General features: G+C 60.1%; 19 protein-coding genes. 13 read left to right on the top strand and 6 right to left on the bottom strand.

What is annotated here, in order from left to right:
* Positions 1-72 precede the first annotated feature (72 nt).
* Positions 73-1392, bottom strand: coding sequence for an ABC transporter substrate-binding protein (locus CLV41_RS17395; RefSeq protein WP_103223702.1), 1320 nt, complete (start codon positions 1390-1392; stop codon positions 73-75).
* A 219-nt stretch (positions 1393-1611) separates the two neighbouring features.
* A complete protein-coding gene (locus CLV41_RS17400; protein ID WP_103223703.1) occupies positions 1612-2640 on the bottom strand; it encodes a LacI family DNA-binding transcriptional regulator in 1029 nt (342 codons plus the stop codon).
* Positions 2641-2969: 329 nt separating this feature from the next.
* Between CLV41_RS17400 and CLV41_RS17405 the strand changes: the two genes are divergently transcribed.
* The 4 genes from CLV41_RS17405 (at position 2970) to CLV41_RS17420 (ending at position 5224) form a co-directional block, all read left to right on the top strand.
* Positions 2970-3302 carry an ArsR/SmtB family transcription factor gene (locus CLV41_RS17405; RefSeq protein WP_103223704.1) on the top strand — a complete coding sequence of 111 codons (333 nt, stop codon included), beginning with the start codon at positions 2970-2972 and terminating at the stop codon, positions 3300-3302.
* A complete protein-coding gene (locus CLV41_RS17410) occupies positions 3299-3709 on the top strand; it encodes an SRPBCC family protein (protein WP_103223705.1) in 411 nt (136 codons plus the stop codon). Before CLV41_RS17405 ends, CLV41_RS17410 begins: the two co-directional genes overlap by 4 nt.
* Before the next feature lie 162 nt (positions 3710-3871).
* Positions 3872-4090: a hypothetical protein gene (locus CLV41_RS17415; protein ID WP_103223706.1), complete on the top strand. Its 219-nt coding sequence runs from the start codon at positions 3872-3874 to the stop codon at positions 4088-4090.
* A 402-nt stretch (positions 4091-4492) separates the two neighbouring features.
* Positions 4493-5224 carry a matrixin family metalloprotease gene (locus CLV41_RS17420; protein ID WP_170107239.1) on the top strand — a complete coding sequence of 244 codons (732 nt, stop codon included), beginning with the start codon at positions 4493-4495 and terminating at the stop codon, positions 5222-5224.
* 81 nt (positions 5225-5305) lie between these two features.
* Here the strand turns inward: CLV41_RS17420 and CLV41_RS17425 are convergent, their stop codons facing one another.
* Positions 5306-6184 carry a LysR family transcriptional regulator gene (locus CLV41_RS17425; RefSeq protein WP_103223708.1) on the bottom strand — a complete coding sequence of 293 codons (879 nt, stop codon included), beginning with the start codon at positions 6182-6184 and terminating at the stop codon, positions 5306-5308.
* A 114-nt stretch (positions 6185-6298) separates the two neighbouring features.
* On the opposite strand from CLV41_RS17425, the gene CLV41_RS17430 reads away from it, so the two are divergent.
* From CLV41_RS17430 to CLV41_RS17455, 6 genes are all read left to right on the top strand, one after another.
* Complete coding sequence (locus CLV41_RS17430; RefSeq protein WP_103223709.1) at positions 6299-7126, top strand: putative hydro-lyase; 828 nt, start codon at positions 6299-6301, stop codon at positions 7124-7126.
* 36 nt (positions 7127-7162) lie between these two features.
* Complete coding sequence (locus tag CLV41_RS17435) at positions 7163-8209, top strand: TRAP transporter substrate-binding protein (RefSeq protein ID WP_103223710.1); 1047 nt, start codon at positions 7163-7165, stop codon at positions 8207-8209.
* 12 nt (positions 8210-8221) lie between these two features.
* A complete protein-coding gene (locus CLV41_RS17440) occupies positions 8222-8755 on the top strand; it encodes a TRAP transporter small permease subunit (RefSeq protein WP_208987573.1) in 534 nt (177 codons plus the stop codon).
* Positions 8752-10032, top strand: a complete 1281-nt coding sequence (locus CLV41_RS17445; RefSeq protein WP_103223711.1) for a TRAP transporter large permease — start codon at positions 8752-8754, stop codon at positions 10030-10032. The genes CLV41_RS17440 and CLV41_RS17445 overlap by 4 nt, the downstream gene beginning before the upstream one ends.
* Before the next feature lie 12 nt (positions 10033-10044).
* Positions 10045-10698: a DUF2848 domain-containing protein gene (locus CLV41_RS17450; RefSeq protein WP_103223712.1), complete on the top strand. Its 654-nt coding sequence runs from the start codon at positions 10045-10047 to the stop codon at positions 10696-10698.
* 235 nt (positions 10699-10933) lie between these two features.
* Positions 10934-12226, top strand: a complete 1293-nt coding sequence (locus CLV41_RS17455; protein WP_103223713.1) for an amidase family protein — start codon at positions 10934-10936, stop codon at positions 12224-12226.
* Between the two features lie 65 nt (positions 12227-12291).
* Here CLV41_RS17455 and CLV41_RS17460 read toward each other — a convergent pair whose 3' ends face one another.
* Positions 12292-12651: a DUF6362 family protein gene (locus tag CLV41_RS17460; protein ID WP_103223714.1), complete on the bottom strand. Its 360-nt coding sequence runs from the start codon at positions 12649-12651 to the stop codon at positions 12292-12294.
* A gap of 95 nt (positions 12652-12746) precedes the next feature.
* Between CLV41_RS17460 and CLV41_RS17465 the strand changes: the two genes are divergently transcribed.
* Positions 12747-13091 (top strand): hypothetical protein, encoded by a 345-nt coding sequence (locus CLV41_RS17465; protein WP_103223905.1) that lies wholly within the window; start codon positions 12747-12749, stop codon positions 13089-13091.
* A gap of 42 nt (positions 13092-13133) precedes the next feature.
* Here CLV41_RS17465 and CLV41_RS17470 read toward each other — a convergent pair whose 3' ends face one another.
* Together CLV41_RS17470 and CLV41_RS17475 are read right to left on the bottom strand one after the other, a co-directional pair.
* Positions 13134-13553: a hypothetical protein gene (locus CLV41_RS17470; RefSeq protein ID WP_103223715.1), complete on the bottom strand. Its 420-nt coding sequence runs from the start codon at positions 13551-13553 to the stop codon at positions 13134-13136.
* On the bottom strand, positions 13553-13990 hold the full coding sequence (locus tag CLV41_RS17475; protein ID WP_146048590.1) for a hypothetical protein: 438 nt from the start codon (positions 13988-13990) through the stop codon (positions 13553-13555). Before CLV41_RS17475 ends, CLV41_RS17470 begins: the two co-directional genes overlap by 1 nt.
* Before the next feature lie 104 nt (positions 13991-14094).
* Between CLV41_RS17475 and CLV41_RS17480 the strand changes: the two genes are divergently transcribed.
* Positions 14095-14829, top strand: coding sequence for a LexA family protein (locus CLV41_RS17480; protein ID WP_103223717.1), 735 nt, complete (start codon positions 14095-14097; stop codon positions 14827-14829).
* Between the two features lie 214 nt (positions 14830-15043).
* Positions 15044-15373: a hypothetical protein gene (locus CLV41_RS17485; RefSeq protein ID WP_103223718.1), complete on the top strand. Its 330-nt coding sequence runs from the start codon at positions 15044-15046 to the stop codon at positions 15371-15373.
* The last annotated feature ends 95 nt before the right edge of the window (positions 15374-15468 follow it).

Below are 15468 nucleotides of genomic sequence, written 5' to 3' on the forward strand. Positions count from 1 at the left end.
GAACGAACCTTAAGATCGGAGCGGCCCGCCTGGTGGGCGGGCCGCCGCCTGTTGATTTCTGGAAAGGCGGCTTCAGAGTTTGCCTTCGTCCTCGAAGGTCTCGGTCCAGTCCTCGATCAGCTTGTCGAGTGCTTCCTTTGCCGTGCCCACGTCCGCCACGACGTAGTCATGAAAGCGCTTTTGCGTCGCCAGCAGCAGTTCGGCATAGGCCGGCTCCTGCCAGAAGTCCTTCACGTTATCCATGGCCAGAAGGAAGTCCGACGCAAAGGGGGCGCTGTCCGCGAACCCCGGGTCGTTCAGGACGCTGACATGACAGGAATAACCGCCGAGATCCCACCATTTCTTCTGAACGGAAGGCTGGGCGAACCATTTGACATATTCAAGCGCCGCTTCCTGCTTGTCGGAATAGGCGATCACGGAGATCCCCTGCCCGCCAAGCGTCGAGGCTTCGACATTCTGACCAGGATTGACGAAGAAACCGATTTTCTCGCCGCCAACATCCGGATCCGCATAAAGTCCCGGGAAGAAGGCAAACCAGTTCATGGCCATGGCCACCTGACCGGATTTGAACGCGTCCAGCGACTGTTCCATGTAACTGTCGGTATAGCCCGGAGGCGTCGCAGTCTTGTAGAGGTCCTTGTAGAACTCGAGACCCGCAACGGCTTCAGGCGAGTTCACCGCGCCTTCCATGTCGTATTTGCCCGGTGTCATCTCGTATTTGAAACCGAACGGATACATGGAGCTGGTCGCGCCCATGGTGATGCCTTCCGAACCGCGTTCGGTGAAGATCGCCGCGCCATAGCGCGTCTGGCCGTCGATTTCACGCTCCTGAAAGAATTGCGCGACTTCCAGAAGCTCGGCCTGCGTTTTCGGCGGCGCAAGATCGCGGCCGTGCTTTTCCTTGAACGCGGCCTGGATTTCCGGCTTTTCAAACCAGTCCTTGCGGTAGAACCAGCCGTTGGCATCGCCCATGGCCGGCAGGGCGTAATAATTCGGCGTGCCCTTCGGCCAGGTGGAATAGGCATAGACCGTCGCCGCGGCGAAATCGTCCATGCTGATGCCTTCCTGCTCGAAGAAATCGTTCAGCTTCACATAGTGGCCGTTCTCGGCGCCGCCGCCGATCCACTGGCTGTCGCCGATGAGCAGGTCGCACAGCTTGCCGCCGGAATTCAGCTCGTTCTGCATCCGGTCGGCGAAGTTCGGCCAGGGCACGAACTCGAAGTTCATCGTGTGCCCGAATTCGGCTTCGAATTCCTTGGAAAGTTCAACAAGTGCGTTGGCCGGATCCCAGGCCGCCCAGCACAGTGTCAGATCATCGGCCTGAGCCCTCGATACAGCCAGTCCGCTTGCCGCCAATAGAGCGGTCGCAGCGAGAAGTTTCGCAGATTTCATGGATGATTTCCTCCCGAATTGGTCGCGCACCGGCTTCCGCCGGCAGCAGCACTCCTCCAAGTGCGCAACAATGGTATCTGACATACGTATGTCACGTCAATAAAATTTCTGACATACGTATTTCTTTTTATCTCAAACCCGCTGGCACAAGTCCCGCGGAGACCTGTTTGTTATTGTTTTCTATCGGTTTTAAGGATGTCGCCGAAGTTCCGGCCTGCGCTAATAAAGATTCTCGCGGACGATGATTTCGATGCGGATTTGCTCCTGAGCCTCGAAAATCAGGGTCTTGTCGCATTTGGCCCGCAGGACCCTGAGAGCGCTGCGCACAAGGTGACCGACATTCTGGGCGATCACCGCATCGATCTCGTCATCGAGCAGCGCCTGGCGCGTAACGGCGGTCAGATCGTGCGCGACCACGATGAGATGACTCAATTGCGCGTTTTCCCGCAGCGCGTCCAGCATCGCGGCATTGCCCGAGCCCATGGAATAAATCGCCTTCAGGTCGGCCTGGTCCGCAACCGCATGATCCAGGGTTACGCGGATCCTCTGCGGATCGTCATGAAATTCGACGGTCGGCAACGCTTTAAGCCGCGGAAAATCGCGGGAAAGCACTTCATCCAGTCCGAAACGCCGCTCGATACTGTCGCGTGCAACCATCGAATTGGTGACGACAAGAATGCTTCCGGCCTCGTTGCGCAGAAATCTGCCGAGCAGCGCCCCTGCCGTCTTGCCGGCGGAAAAGTTGTCGATCCCGACGAAGTGGTCACATTTGCTGTTCGGAAGATCCGAGACAAACGCGACCACGTAGACACCCGCGCTCTTGATATGCGCGATGGCGTCTCGGACCTGCGGAGTTTCCGGCACCATGATCGCCACGCCGTCCAGAGTGGCAAGGTTCAGCTGTTTCAGCCGCTCGACAACCGCGTGCGGATCGGCGGCATTGACGAACATCACCTCGACATCCACCCGGTCGGCAACCTGGGCGCTTGCGGCCTCGTGAACGGCCGCGGCAATCGTCTCGACAAAATGGTTCGGTCCTTCGGGCAGGACGAAGAGGAACCTGTAACGCCGCTGCTTGGCGAGATTGGCCGCATAGGTGTCGCGCACATAGCCGAGTTTTTCGACCGCCGCCCTCACCCGCTCGGCATTTTTCGGCCGCACATCGGTCCGGCCGTTCAGCACCCTGTCGACCGTCGACAGGCTGACGCCCGCCTCGCGCGCAATATCATGTACGGTGGGTTTGACCATTGCACCTCCAGAGACGGTAAAATTGCGCGGACAACTGACATACGTCAATCAAAATTGGACGACCCACCACCGTCGGCCTGAATTTTCCCAAGGAAAATCAGATAATTGACTGAGAAAGCTCGCCAACTGCCCCACAACTTTCCCGGCACTTGCGGCCAGCCTTGAAGTCTTGCCCGCAAAGATCGGCGTGCAGGCTTCGGTTGCTTGCCCCAGCAACACGACAGTCAAAGTTCCATCGTCCAGCCGGGGTACGAAGCGGCCCCGAAAACGAGACGTCTTGACTTAATCATAACTCACAAGCTATGGATTAAATCGATAACCAAGGAGTTATGAATGTGACGCAACAGCCGCACGAAATTCTGTTCAGGACCCTCGCGGACCCGACGCGGCGAGGGATTTTCGAGCGGCTTTGCCGGGAGGGCGAGCAGACGGTCGTCGCGTTGACGGCGCGCGCTGGCGTTTCGCAGCCGGCGGTCTCCAAACATCTCGGCGTCCTGAAGCAGGCCGGCCTGGTGCGCGACCGCCAGGAGGGCCGACGGACACATTACAGCGCACGGATCGACGCTCTTGCCCCCCTGACCGACTGGACGAAGCGGATGACCGGCTTCTGGCAAAGCCGCTTCGACGACCTGGAAGATCTGCTGAAAAGGATGGATCAATGACAGATACCGATGCCGGAACCCTTGCCGTTGTCGTCGAACGGGAAGTGGCCTTTCCACCTGAAAAGATCTGGCGCGCCCTCACCCAGCCGCAGCTGATCGAGGAATGGCTCATGAAGAACGAATTCAGGCCGGTTACCGGCCATCGGTTCGACCTCAGCGCTGACTGGGGCATCGTCAATTGCGAGGTCCGGACTGTCGAGACACACCGGACCCTTTCCTATTCCTGGAACACCAAGGATCTTCGAAGTGTGGTGACATGGACGCTCACACCCACGGAAACCGGAACGATCCTGCGGATGGAGCAACACGGTTTCCAGCAACATCAGCTTGCCTACCATCGTGGCGCGATGGCCGCCTGGCCGCGTTTCATCGATACAATGGAAGCACTGCTGGCAAAACTCGAATGATCTGTATCCGCCCGCGTTGAATCAAAATCTCAACAATGCGGAAAAGCCAATATTTTTCCGAAAGTTGCAGCGATTTTCAAGCATTCACCTGAAGTCCGGATGCTCCGGCCGCCTTCCAGCTGAAGATCAGGAAGCTGCTTCGAGCACAAGGAAGAAACCGTCATGAACTGGAATACATGGATACGGCAGATACATCGCTGGCTGTCGATTGCCTTCACCGCCGCCGTGATCGTCAACATCATCGCCATGTTCACGATCGAAAGCGAGCAGCCCGCCCTCTGGATCGGATTGCTGGCTCTGTTTCCGTTGATCCTGCTCCTGCTGTCCGGCCTCTATCTCTTCGCCCTGCCTTATGTGAACCGCCGGCGCAGCGCGGGGTAAATCGTGTGACAGCAAAGGACGTTCCCGGCTCTTCAGCCCGAAACGGATCTCGAAGCTCGATTGACCGGGCCGGAGCAAACAGGTCCCCAACTCCGGAAATCCCTTTGTTCCTCCGCGCCTTTCCAGAAAACTGGGTATCTCCTTCTCGAACGGGTTCTCGAGGAATTAATTTGACGTTATCGTGACAATGAACTTGGATCAGACAGTATTGCCGCGCCTGGTAGCCGAATAAAGCGCGGGAGACAGAACACCTCATATCCATACCGATAGACGGTCGATCGGATAGGGTAGGAGCATCTGGGTTTTCTGACTCACGAAGATAGTTGCATTTCATGCGCGCCCCTCTCGACTATAAAGGGCCTGATGTTGAAGTCTGTGATTTCTTTTTTAATATTTGCGGGTTTGACCCTCAATGTCTGCTGCGCGGCGCAAGCGGCTGGAGGCAGGGGATTTTCTCCGCTCAAGCTTGACGGTCTTCTGGTGAAATGGGGGCAGGTGCGGCTCGGGACACCGGCGCATGTCACCTATGCCTTCGCCGACCGTCCTCTTGTTCAGAAAAATGCACGCAACTGCCGCGCCATGGACAGTCTGGACCGCCTTGCGCGGCTTTCCGGTTATGCCCCGGCGGACATACGCAAGGAAGCAGCAGAGGCCTTCCGGCTCTGGGAAGACGCGAGCGGCGTTTCCTTTGAGGAAATTGCCAGCGTCAGCGAGGCCAACATCGTTGTCGGCGCGCAGTCGCTGCCGCGCGGATATGCCTTCACCAGCGTCCGTTACGCGAAGACGCTTCCCCTTTTGCCGGCAAGGTCCATGGGCGCCGGCCGGGGGCTCAACAGGCCAAGCCTGCAAGCTGCGGAGGAGAAAGACCTCTCGGGCGAGTTCAAGATCGCCGAAATCACCCGCTCCGCTGTTTGCCTGAATCCGGCGCACAAATGGAAAATCGGCTTCGACGGCGATCTGAAATCCTATGATCTCAGATACACATTCGCCCACGAGATTGGCCACGCGATCGGTCTCGACCACTACCTGCGCGGAAGCTCAATCATGCATTTCAAATACCGTGAGACGTTCCGCTCCCTCCAGCCAGGCGACATTGAGGGAGCGAGATGGCTTTACGGCCCGGGCGCCGACTGAACGAGCCCGTCTGGAGCACGACAGCTCCGCATAAGCCGTCTGACTGAACCGCCGGAAGGTGGCCCGGGTAAGGCCATCCCCTCACGCGTAAATCGCCTCATGATGCGCGATCGCGATCTGCTGGGCGACCCTGGCCGCGCGCGTGATCAGCTCATTGCGCGGCTCGCCGATATAGGCCGCTGTGAAGCGAAGCGGCGACGGCAGCCAGCCCGGATCGAAGGTCGCGATACGTTCCTCCTCCACGAGCCGGCGGCCGAGTTCCTGCGGAAGGATGCCGACACCGATCCCCGACGCCACCATTTCAAAGCCCGTCGATAGCGAATTCGTCGGAAAGATCTGCGCCGCGATACCGTGACGGTCGCGAAGCTGCTGCATCAATTCCCGGTAGGGGCGTGAATTGCGGTTATAGGTGATGACCGGTGTCACGCTGAGATCCGGGTCCGGAAGATCCACCGGCCGGTACCAGGCAAGCTCGAAGGGCGGCAGATCCAGATTGTCGACGCTGTATTCCGAGATCGGCCCCATCAGGATCGTCAGATCCAGGGACCGGTCCAGCAGCATCTCCCTCAGGTTGAGGGAGATATCGACCGAGACCTCGATCTTCAGCCGGGGAAAGTTTCGGTGCAGTTCGCGCAGGAATTCCGGCAGCCAGGTCTGTGCGACGGTCTCCGCGACGCCCAGCCTCAGGAGAGAGCTGATGCTGTCTTCCGACATCACATCCCCCTTGATCCGCTCCAGGATCGCCATCACCTGTTCGGCATGCTGCCGCAGCAGCATCCCTTTCCGGGTCAGCACCACACCGGTAGACACCCTGGCGAAGAGTTCAGTGCCAAGATAGCTCTCCAGGCTGGAAATACGCGCGGAAACAGCCGGTTGAGAGATATTCATCTGCTCGGCCGCGCGCCTGACACCTCCCATCCGCGCAACTGCCAGGAACGTCCTGAGCTGTTCAAGGGTCATGAAAACACACCTCTTTCAAGTGATCAGAAAACCTGATCACTTTGGACAGAAATTCACGATTTGACTTGATAATAGATCCGGCCCAGCATTTTACCACCCATATTCGAGGTGGACATGACGACTGCGCTTGCAGACTTTTCCCAATTGGCCGACATGACCCCGTCCGACGTGCGCCGGGCGATCCGGCTCGGCCGCTACAGCGGCCACACGGCGGGTCTTGCCAAGGGCAGGCTTCAGTGCAATCTGGCAATCGTGCCGGCTGATTTCGCAGCCGATTTTCACGCTTTCTGCCGCAACAATCCCAAATCCTGTCCCCTGGCGGGGATCTCCGCTCCGGGCGAAGCGTCAATCGCCCGGCTCGGAGCCGATGTCGACATCCGCACCGACGCGGCACGCTACAATATCTACCGTTTCGGCGGACTGGAAAAACAGGTCACCGATCTTTCGGGCCTGTGGCAGGATGATCTGGTCGCCTTCGCCATCGGCTGCTCCTTCACCTTTGAAAACGCGCTGCGCCGGGCCGGTATCGCCATGCGCCATATCGACGATAATGTCACCGTCCCCATGTACCGGACGACGCTCGAAACTGTGCCGAGCGGCCCTTTCGGCGGCGGCACTGTGGTCTCCATGCGGCCGGTGCCCGAAGACCGGCTGGAGGAAGTCCGCAAGATCTGCCGCAACTACCCGCTGGCCCATGGCGCACCGGTTCATGCGGGTGACCCGCACGCCATCGGCATTTCCGATCTGAATGCCCCGGACTGGGGCGAGCCGGTCGAAATCCGCAAGGGCGAAGTCCCGGTTTTCTGGGCCTGTGGCGTGACCCCGCAGGCCGCCATAATGGCGGCGAAGCTGCCCCTGTCGATCACCCATGCGCCCGGCGCCATGCTCATCTCCGATGTCGATGAACGGACCGACCCGCTCTACCCCTACAGTGATAACTGATTGAAATACCAAAAAAAACAGAGGATGGAACTACATATGAAGACCCTATTGAAGCTCTCCGCGATCTCCGTGATCGCACTCTCCGCCGGCACAATTGCCCAGGCTGAGGAACTCGCCGTGGTCGGCAGCTGGAGCGGCCTGCCGCTGCACAAGCAATACGAAGCTCCGTTCTGGACAGAGAAACTTCCGGAACTCTCGGGCGGCGACCTGACCGCGACACTCACCACCCACGACCAGATGGGCATCGGCGGCGGTGACGTGTTCCGCCTTCTCTCGCAGGGCGTCTTCGATGTCGGCATGACCGTTGCCGACTACGCCGTGTCCGACAGCGCCGCGCTCGAGGCCCTGGACGTGCCGCTGATCGCACCCGACGCCGCCACGGCGAAAAAGGCTGTCGATGCGGCAAGGCCCATGGTCGACGACATCTACAAGGACGTCTTCAACGCCAAGGTCCTCGGCATTGCTCCCTACCCGCCGCAGGTGGTTTTCTGCAATGCCGATATCGCCTCGCTGGACGACCTGAAGGGCAAGAAAGTGCGTGCCTCCGGCCGCATGACCGCCAAGTTTCTCGAAGCTCTCGGTGCCGAAGGCGTTAATGTCGGCTTCGGTGAAGTTCCGGGCGCCCTGCAGCGCGGCGTCGTCGATTGCGCGATCACCGGCGCCGGGTCGGGCTACAATGCCGGCTGGTGGGAAGTCTCCACGCATCTGATGCCGATCCCGCTCGGCGGCTGGGATCCTGTCGTCACCGCGATCAATCTGGACAAGTGGAACACGCTCAGCGACGACCAGAAGGCCGTTCTTGAAAATGGCGTAAAAGAATATCTTGAGGCGCCCGCCTGGGAAAGCGCCCAGAACGCCCTGGAGAACGACATAGTCTGTTTGACCGGCAGCGGCGAATGTCCCTACGGTGAAGCCAGAAATCTGGTGCTTGTCGAGGCGAGCGACGCCGACCTGGCGAAAGCCAGGGAAGTCCTGATCACCGAAGTTCTGCCGGACTGGGCGGAACGCGCGGGCGGAGACTGGGCGAAGCGCTGGAGCGATACGGTCGGCGAAGTCACCGGCGTAAAACTTGACACGAACTGAGGCTCCACTCCGATGATGTCCCTGGTATCCCTCATCCGGCGGTTGAATGACCGTCTCGCGATCGGTGTCGGCCTTGTGCTGATGGCATGCGTCGCATTCACCCTGGTGGAGATTGTCACCCGCCGGCTGGGGGCCTCACTCGGGGGCGTCGACGAAATCTCCGGATACGTGATGGCCGTCACCACGAGCTGGGGCATAAGCTACGCCCTGACGGAGCAGGCGCATGTGCGCATCGACCTGCTCCGTCAGCGTCTCGTCCCTTTCGGACGCGCGGTCTTCGACATCATTTCCCTCCTCTGCCTGGCGGCAACGGCCATCGTGGTCGCCTGGCGGGGCTGGGCCGTGCTGGAAAAGACCCTTTCCACCGGCGCGCGCGCCAACACGCCGCTTGAAACGCCTCTGTGGATACCCCAGTCGCTGTGGTGGGCGGGCTGGGTCTGGTTCGCCGTGTCGGCCAGCCTGCTGCTTGTTTCCGTCCTGGTGAAATTCACGAAGGCCGACTACCGGTCCGTTGACCAAATCGCCGGTGCGCGGGGGGAAGCATGATTTCCTTCACATCCTTCGGTCTGCTCGGCCTGTTGACGCTGTCCATTCCGGTCGGCATCGTCCTGTTCCTGCTGGCCTTCGGCATCGACACGTTCTTCAGCCCGTTTCCCCTGATGCGCGGGCTCGGCCAGGTGGTCTGGTCGTCTTCCAACAGCGCCACGCTCATCGCCATTCCGCTCTTCGTTCTGCTGGGTGAAATCCTGGTGCGCAGCGGCGTCGCCCGGCGGACCTATGCCGCGCTGGAAAAATGGGTGGCATGGATGCCGGGCGGACTGATTCACGCCAACATCGCCACCTCGACCATGTTTTCGGCGACCTCCGGCTCGTCCGTCGCCACGGCGGCAACGGTGGCGACCGTCGCCATGCCGCAGGCGCAGGAACTCGGCTACAACCAGAAACTCTTCTCCGGCGCGATTGCCGCCGGCGGCACGCTCGGCATCATGATCCCGCCATCGATCAACCTGATCGTCTACGGCTTCCTGACCGAAAGCTCGATCCCGCAGCTCTTTCTCGCCGGGCTTGTCCCGGGCCTGCTTCTGGCCGGCCTGTTCATGGTGACCACCATCATCCTGTGTGTCATCTGGCCCTCCCTCGGCGGTCCCCGGCGCTCGAGCACGGCAGCGGAAAAGCTGGCGGGGCTTGCCGATCTTCTTCCGATATTCGGCCTCTTCGCCGCCATCGTCGGCTCGATTTACGCCGGCTGGGCCACACCAACGGAGGCGGCAACCGTCGGCGTTGCCATCGCCCTGTTGATCGCCGCCCACCAGAAGGCGCTGACGTGGGAGATGCTTTCCGAAGCCATGCGCGGTTCGGTGAAGACGTCTTCCATGATCATGCTGGTGGTTATCGGCGCCTATGTCCTCAATTTCGCGCTGACGGCGGCCGGCGTCAGCCGGGCTTTGCAGGATCTTCTGGGCGGGCTCGGCCTCGGTCCCCTTGAGACGCTGCTGGTGATCGTCCTGATCTACATCGTCCTCGGCTTCTTCATCGAAACCCTGTCGCTGATGGTGGCGACAATCCCGATCGTCGTGCCGATCGTCGTCCAGCTCGGCTACGACAAGATCTGGTTCGGCATTTTGATGATCATCCTGGTGGAAATGGCACTGATCACTCCGCCGGTCGGGCTGAACCTCTATGTGGTCCAGGCGGCGCGCAAATCGGGAAGCTTCAGCGATGTGATGCTGGGCTGCATTCCCTATGCGCTGGCGATGCTGGCGATGGTCGGGCTGCTGATCCTCATGCCGCAACTGGCCCTCTTCCTTCCCTCAACCCTCTGAGAGAGATTTCCCATGCAATTCAAAACGGCGACAGGAGTGCTCTCCTGCACTCCGGACCGGCTCATCGTCGCCGGCTGGACCGGCCGCGATCGGGCCGCGGTGGACCACCATATCGAGGAACTTGCCGCCATCGGCGTCCCGGCGCCTTCCTCTGTCCCGCTCTATTACCAGTGCGCGCCGGCACTGCTGACACAGGAAGCTTCCATTCAGGTGCTGGGCGACCAATCCTCCGGCGAGGCGGAACCCTTTCTTCTGAAGCAGGACGGCCGGATCTGGCTGGGACTTGCCTCGGATCATACGGACCGGGCGCTGGAGACCTATTCGGTCGCCTGTTCCAAACAGGCCTGCGCCAAGCCCGTCGCGGACACGCTCTGGCTCCTCGAAGACGTCGCAGACCATCTCGATAGCCTGAAGCTTCAATCCTGGATCCGTGAAGGCGGTGACTGGGTCGCCTACCAGGACGGAACTCTGGCCTCGATCCTGCCGCTTCAGCAGCTGATCGCCGGGGCGGATCTTCGCGATGGCACGGCAATGCTGTGCGGCACCCTTCCGGCCATCGGCGGTGTCCGGGCTTCCGCCGAATTCAAGATGGCTCTGGAAGACCCGGTTTCCGGCCAGTCGATCGCATGGAGCTACACCAGCACTTTTCTTGAAATCGTTTCGTGATATCCATCGGATGCGTCGAAGCGAGGTAAATCTGTTTGCTGCGATCCTGGCAGAAAGCCCTGCTGCATCCCTGGTGCTGTCCCGGACCTGATCCGGGACCTGCCACAAGGCCGCGGCTCAAAACCGGGACGACCGGGTGGTGATGGCATCTTCCGGTTCCGGCCGAAACCGGCTTGATGACGATGGTAAATCCGGGCCATTTCTGTTGGACCGATGTTTTCGAGGATTCTAGTTCATGAGCGCACCGTTTCCCTGGGCAGTTGAAACCGCGGAGAGCCGTCTGGAGTCTGCTCTTCAGGCTGCTTCCGGCAACCCTGCGGCGAAGGCGGTTTTCACCGGACTGCTTGAAGACCGGGCTCGCGGCCAGGCAAAGGCGGCGGCAGGTCTGAAAACGCCGCTTTCCGGCGCTCTTGTCAGCGTCAAGGCGCTGTTCGATGTCGCGGGAGAGATCACCACCTCCGGCACGAAGGTTCTGCGCAACGATCCTCCGGCACAAGCCGACGCGCCCGCGATTGCCCGGCTCGATGCGGCAGGCGGCGTCTTCGTCGGACTGACCAACATGTCGGAATTCGCCTATTCCGGCCTCGGCCTCAATCCACATCACGGCACCCCGCAGAACCCGGCCTATCCCGGCTGCGCACCCGGCGGCTCCACCAGCGGCGGCGCGGTCTCGGTCGCTCTCGGCCTCTGCGACGTGGCAATCGGCAGTGACACCGGCGGCTCGCTCCGCATCCCGGCGGCCTTCACCGGCATCACCGGATTCAAACCCACCCAGGCCTCCGTGCCACTGACAGGCGGCAAGCCGCTGTCGGACAGCCTCGACAGTTTCGGGCCGATGGCAAAATCCGTGGCGGTCTGTGAACTCGCCTGGCAGGTGATGGCCGGTCGTCCCACCGTCCCTTCTTCTCCCGCGTCCGCCCGTCTGGTCATTCCGGGCAATTTCGGGTTCGACGAGATCGAACCTCAGGTCGCCGAAGGCTTCGAGGCCGTTGTTCGGCACATGCAGGACAAGGGTTTCGATGTGATCCGCAAGGACCTGGACTCAATGAAACTCTATGGCGATGTACCGCCGTGGCATATGACGGCGGTGGAATCGCGCGCCCATTACGAGGATCATTTCCAGGGCTCGCCCGAATGCTTCGATCCGCGCGTCCATGCCCGCATGGCGCGGGCCGCTGAAATAACCGCGATTGACTACCGCCGGACCCTCAATCGACGCGCGGAATTCATCGCGGCCTTCCGCGAAGAACTGGGTGGCGACATGCTCCTGCTGCCGACCACCCCGATCCTGCCCCCGAAAATAGACGATCTAGCCGACGACGACACCTTCAACCGCATGAACCTCCTGGCCCTGCGCAACCCGACCCTGGCCAACATCGCCGACGCCTGCAGCCTCGCCCTGCCCTATCGGCACGCGGGCAACGTCCTGAGCGCCATGCTCATTGCCTCGGGCGAACGGGACGACGCTTTGCTGGCGTGCGGGAAGGCGGTTGAAGAGGCACTCGCGGCGATGGATCGGAACAATTGAAAAAGCGCCCGGCGTCAGGTGATTGATTTCCCGACGCCGGGAACGACCGTTGCGGGGTGAGATTTTCAGAGCCTTTCCGCCAGCCTCTTCAGGACAACCCGGTTCCGGCTCGTCACCGTCGAGCGTTTCCAGCCGTATTTCCGGCAGACTGCGGAGAACTTCCCTCCCCCGGCCTTGCACATGACCTCGAACTGCAGCGCCCGGCGGGCGTCGGCATCCTCCACAAGGAAGAACCAGCCCAACGCTTCTTCCGCCCTGCTGACCTGCGCAGGGGAAAAGTGACGCCGCCGCTTGGCGATTTTGCCCTTGTATTCCGGCCAGGCCGCCAACACCGCCTGCGGCCCGTCTCCCTTCCCCGTCACGGCAATCACTTCGACTGCTTCGATCAGGCGTACCAGGACATCTTCAGGTGTAACATTCAGCATGGTTGGAAACCTTTATGTTGCACATCTCTATTGCGCGCCGAAGCTGTCTGGGCGTACTAAACAACCTTCGAAGAGAAGAAATTGGGGGGGACGGGATGAACTTTAAGATTTCAACAGCTCTTGCCGTCACGTGTCTAACACTTGCAGCTTGTGCAAAGGGGCCGGACGCAATCAAACCTGCTGATATTCCGCTTGCTGCGTATACCGGCCAATCTTGCTCCAATTTAGAGAAAGAATTGCAACTGGAGAAAGATCGGCTTGAGACACTGGAAGACGCGCAGCGCAGTGCGCAAACAGGTGACGCCATTGGTGTTTTCCTTGTTGGCATTCCGATCTCAAGTGCGACTGGCGGCGATAAAGAGGGCGACCTAGCTGTTTCGAAGGGCAAAGTGCAGTCCATTGAACTCGCAATGAAATCGAAGAACTGCCGCAGTTCGTAATGCATCGCTGCTGGCCCGCCATGGGAACTGGCGGGCCAGTCTTCAAGCCGCTTTTACCCGGCCTGCCTCAGCCGCCATCAGCCCGTCCAGCTCATAAGAGAGCAGGACCGACAGGGTGAGCGTCGGAGCGGAGGGGTTGATATGTTTGGCGCGCTTGAGCAGATCGTCCAGGTCGAGCTGGTCGAAGAGATCCAGAAATCCCCTGCGGTCGATCCATTCCGGTTTTCTCGTCACCAGCCAGGAGACCGCCGTCAGGCACGGCGCCGACCAGTTGCCGCGGTTCTGCTCCGTATTGATCAGACCGAAGACCAGACGCAGATGCTCCGGCCCATGCTTTTTCAGCAGCGTCTGACACGTGCGCCGCGCCTTGGACTGGTGACGCCCCTCCGCACGCCTGGTGTGATTGACGAATTGCACGCCGTATTCGGCGGCGATCCTGTCCACATGCCCGCCCGACGCCATCAGTCATTGCCTTTCAATGCTTGGGAGGTGTTTAGACCTTTGGGCACCCGTTGCAGGGAGCCGAAGGCGGCTTCGGCCCTTTCCCGTGCCGTTGACACTTTTTGTTCTCGTTTTGTTCTAATGATCTTTCCATCGGATACCTTCGGATTGACCCCAGCGCGCTGGCCTTGCCCCAGCTTCAGAAGCCGGAGTTCCAGAGTGAGCAACCGGGTGCGCGCCTTTTCCAGCGCGAATTCGTCTTCCAGGCGGGCACTCGGCCGCTCCGCCCGGATCCGGCAATAGGCGACTTTCTCACGCGCGGACTCGATCTGTTCCTTGAGTTCATTCATAAAGCCTCTCCTCCGCGCCGGCGTGAAATCATGTCCTTCACCGGCAGGTGGGCCGGACCCTCGGGACACATTCGCATTTCCATCATGTTTTCCAATCACCAAACTCATTGCTTGCAAATTCGTACGCTTTATGCGTATACATGTCAACGTGGAATTCATACGATTTCTACTGCTATCACGTACGCACCCCAATCGGCACGGCAGAGACGAACATGGAAGAGACCACCCAATCCGCCGTATCCAGGCAGCTTGCGGATCTGAAAAACCGCAGCGGACTGTCCATCCGCGCCATCGCACGCGCGATGGGCTACCAGAACGCATCGTCCATCCAGCGCTATTTCAGTCAGGACTATTCCAAACCCGCCCTGCCCGCGGACTTTGTCGCCAAACTGCTGCCGGTTCTCACCGGCAAGGGCGAGCAGCCGGTGACAAGGGAGGAAGTTCTGGCGCTGGCCCCGGACTCCATCACGGATCTGGAGGCCGCCCTCGCATCGCCGCAGGCGGCAAGGCCGCTGGAAATCAAGGGCCAGGTAGCCGCGGGCCTGTGGATGGAAGCAGGCCTGTTCGAGACGGACGCCACCAGAAAAGCGACGATGGCCGGCGACCTGCGCTACCCGAACGAATACCAGTATCTGTTGCAGATCAATGGTGAAAGCCTGAACCGGATCGCTCGCGACGGCGACTTCGTCCTTTGCCTCGACTATCTCGAGGCCGGCATTGATATCAGGTCAGGCGACCTGGCGGTTGTGGAGCGCTCAAGAGATGGGGGACACACCATCGAACGCACGGCCAAGCGCATCATTCGCCGCGATGGCGGAATTGAATTGCGCCCGGAATCCGACGACCCGCGCTTCCAGGACCCGATCATCTTCAACGAACTCGACGAAGAGGCAACGGAAGTCCGCATCATTGCCAAGATCCTGACCGTCATCCGCCAGATCGTTTGAGCGCCAGCGGGAACCCACTCAACAATCCCGACCAACCGAAGCGCGCCCCGCCACCGCTCTCCCGGTCCGAACGGCGCACCGCGCGTCAGCGCTTTCCCGACCCAGAACACCAGAAAAAGCCCGCGTATGCGCACAGCGTATAAATACATGCCATCCAATTGACTTATACGCATTATGCGTATAACTGTTGATTGTATCGGAAAGGAGTGTTTTGATGTCTTTGAACCTGGACATGTCGTTCTTCTGGGTGATCTGCGAGCTGGAAGGGTCCCTCTATCTGCCGGAAACGGAATTCGAGGACATGTCCCTTCGCAGAATTGTCGGCGACATCCGCGGCGGCCAGCTTGAAAATGTTCGGGCCATCCTGGAAACCAATCCGGCAGAGGGCTGGTGCAACGACATCACCGGCGACGTCCTGGCCGCCGCCTTCCCTGAACTCGAGCCGGAAGTCGAGGACGGGATCGCGGACGAAAACTGGTCGGACTACAGCGCGGAGCGCCTGAACGGCAGACTTGCCGGCATTCGGGTCCGGGTGGCGGCATGACCTCCCCTCAAGAACTTTCTCTGGTTGGACAAATAAAAGTTTTTACATCCTGCCTTTCATAAAACTGCACAAGCAGCAGCGTTATCGATTGATAT

It is taken from the genome of Roseibium marinum (assembly GCF_002906165.1).
GTDB lineage: Bacteria > Pseudomonadota > Alphaproteobacteria > Rhizobiales > Stappiaceae > Roseibium > Roseibium marinum.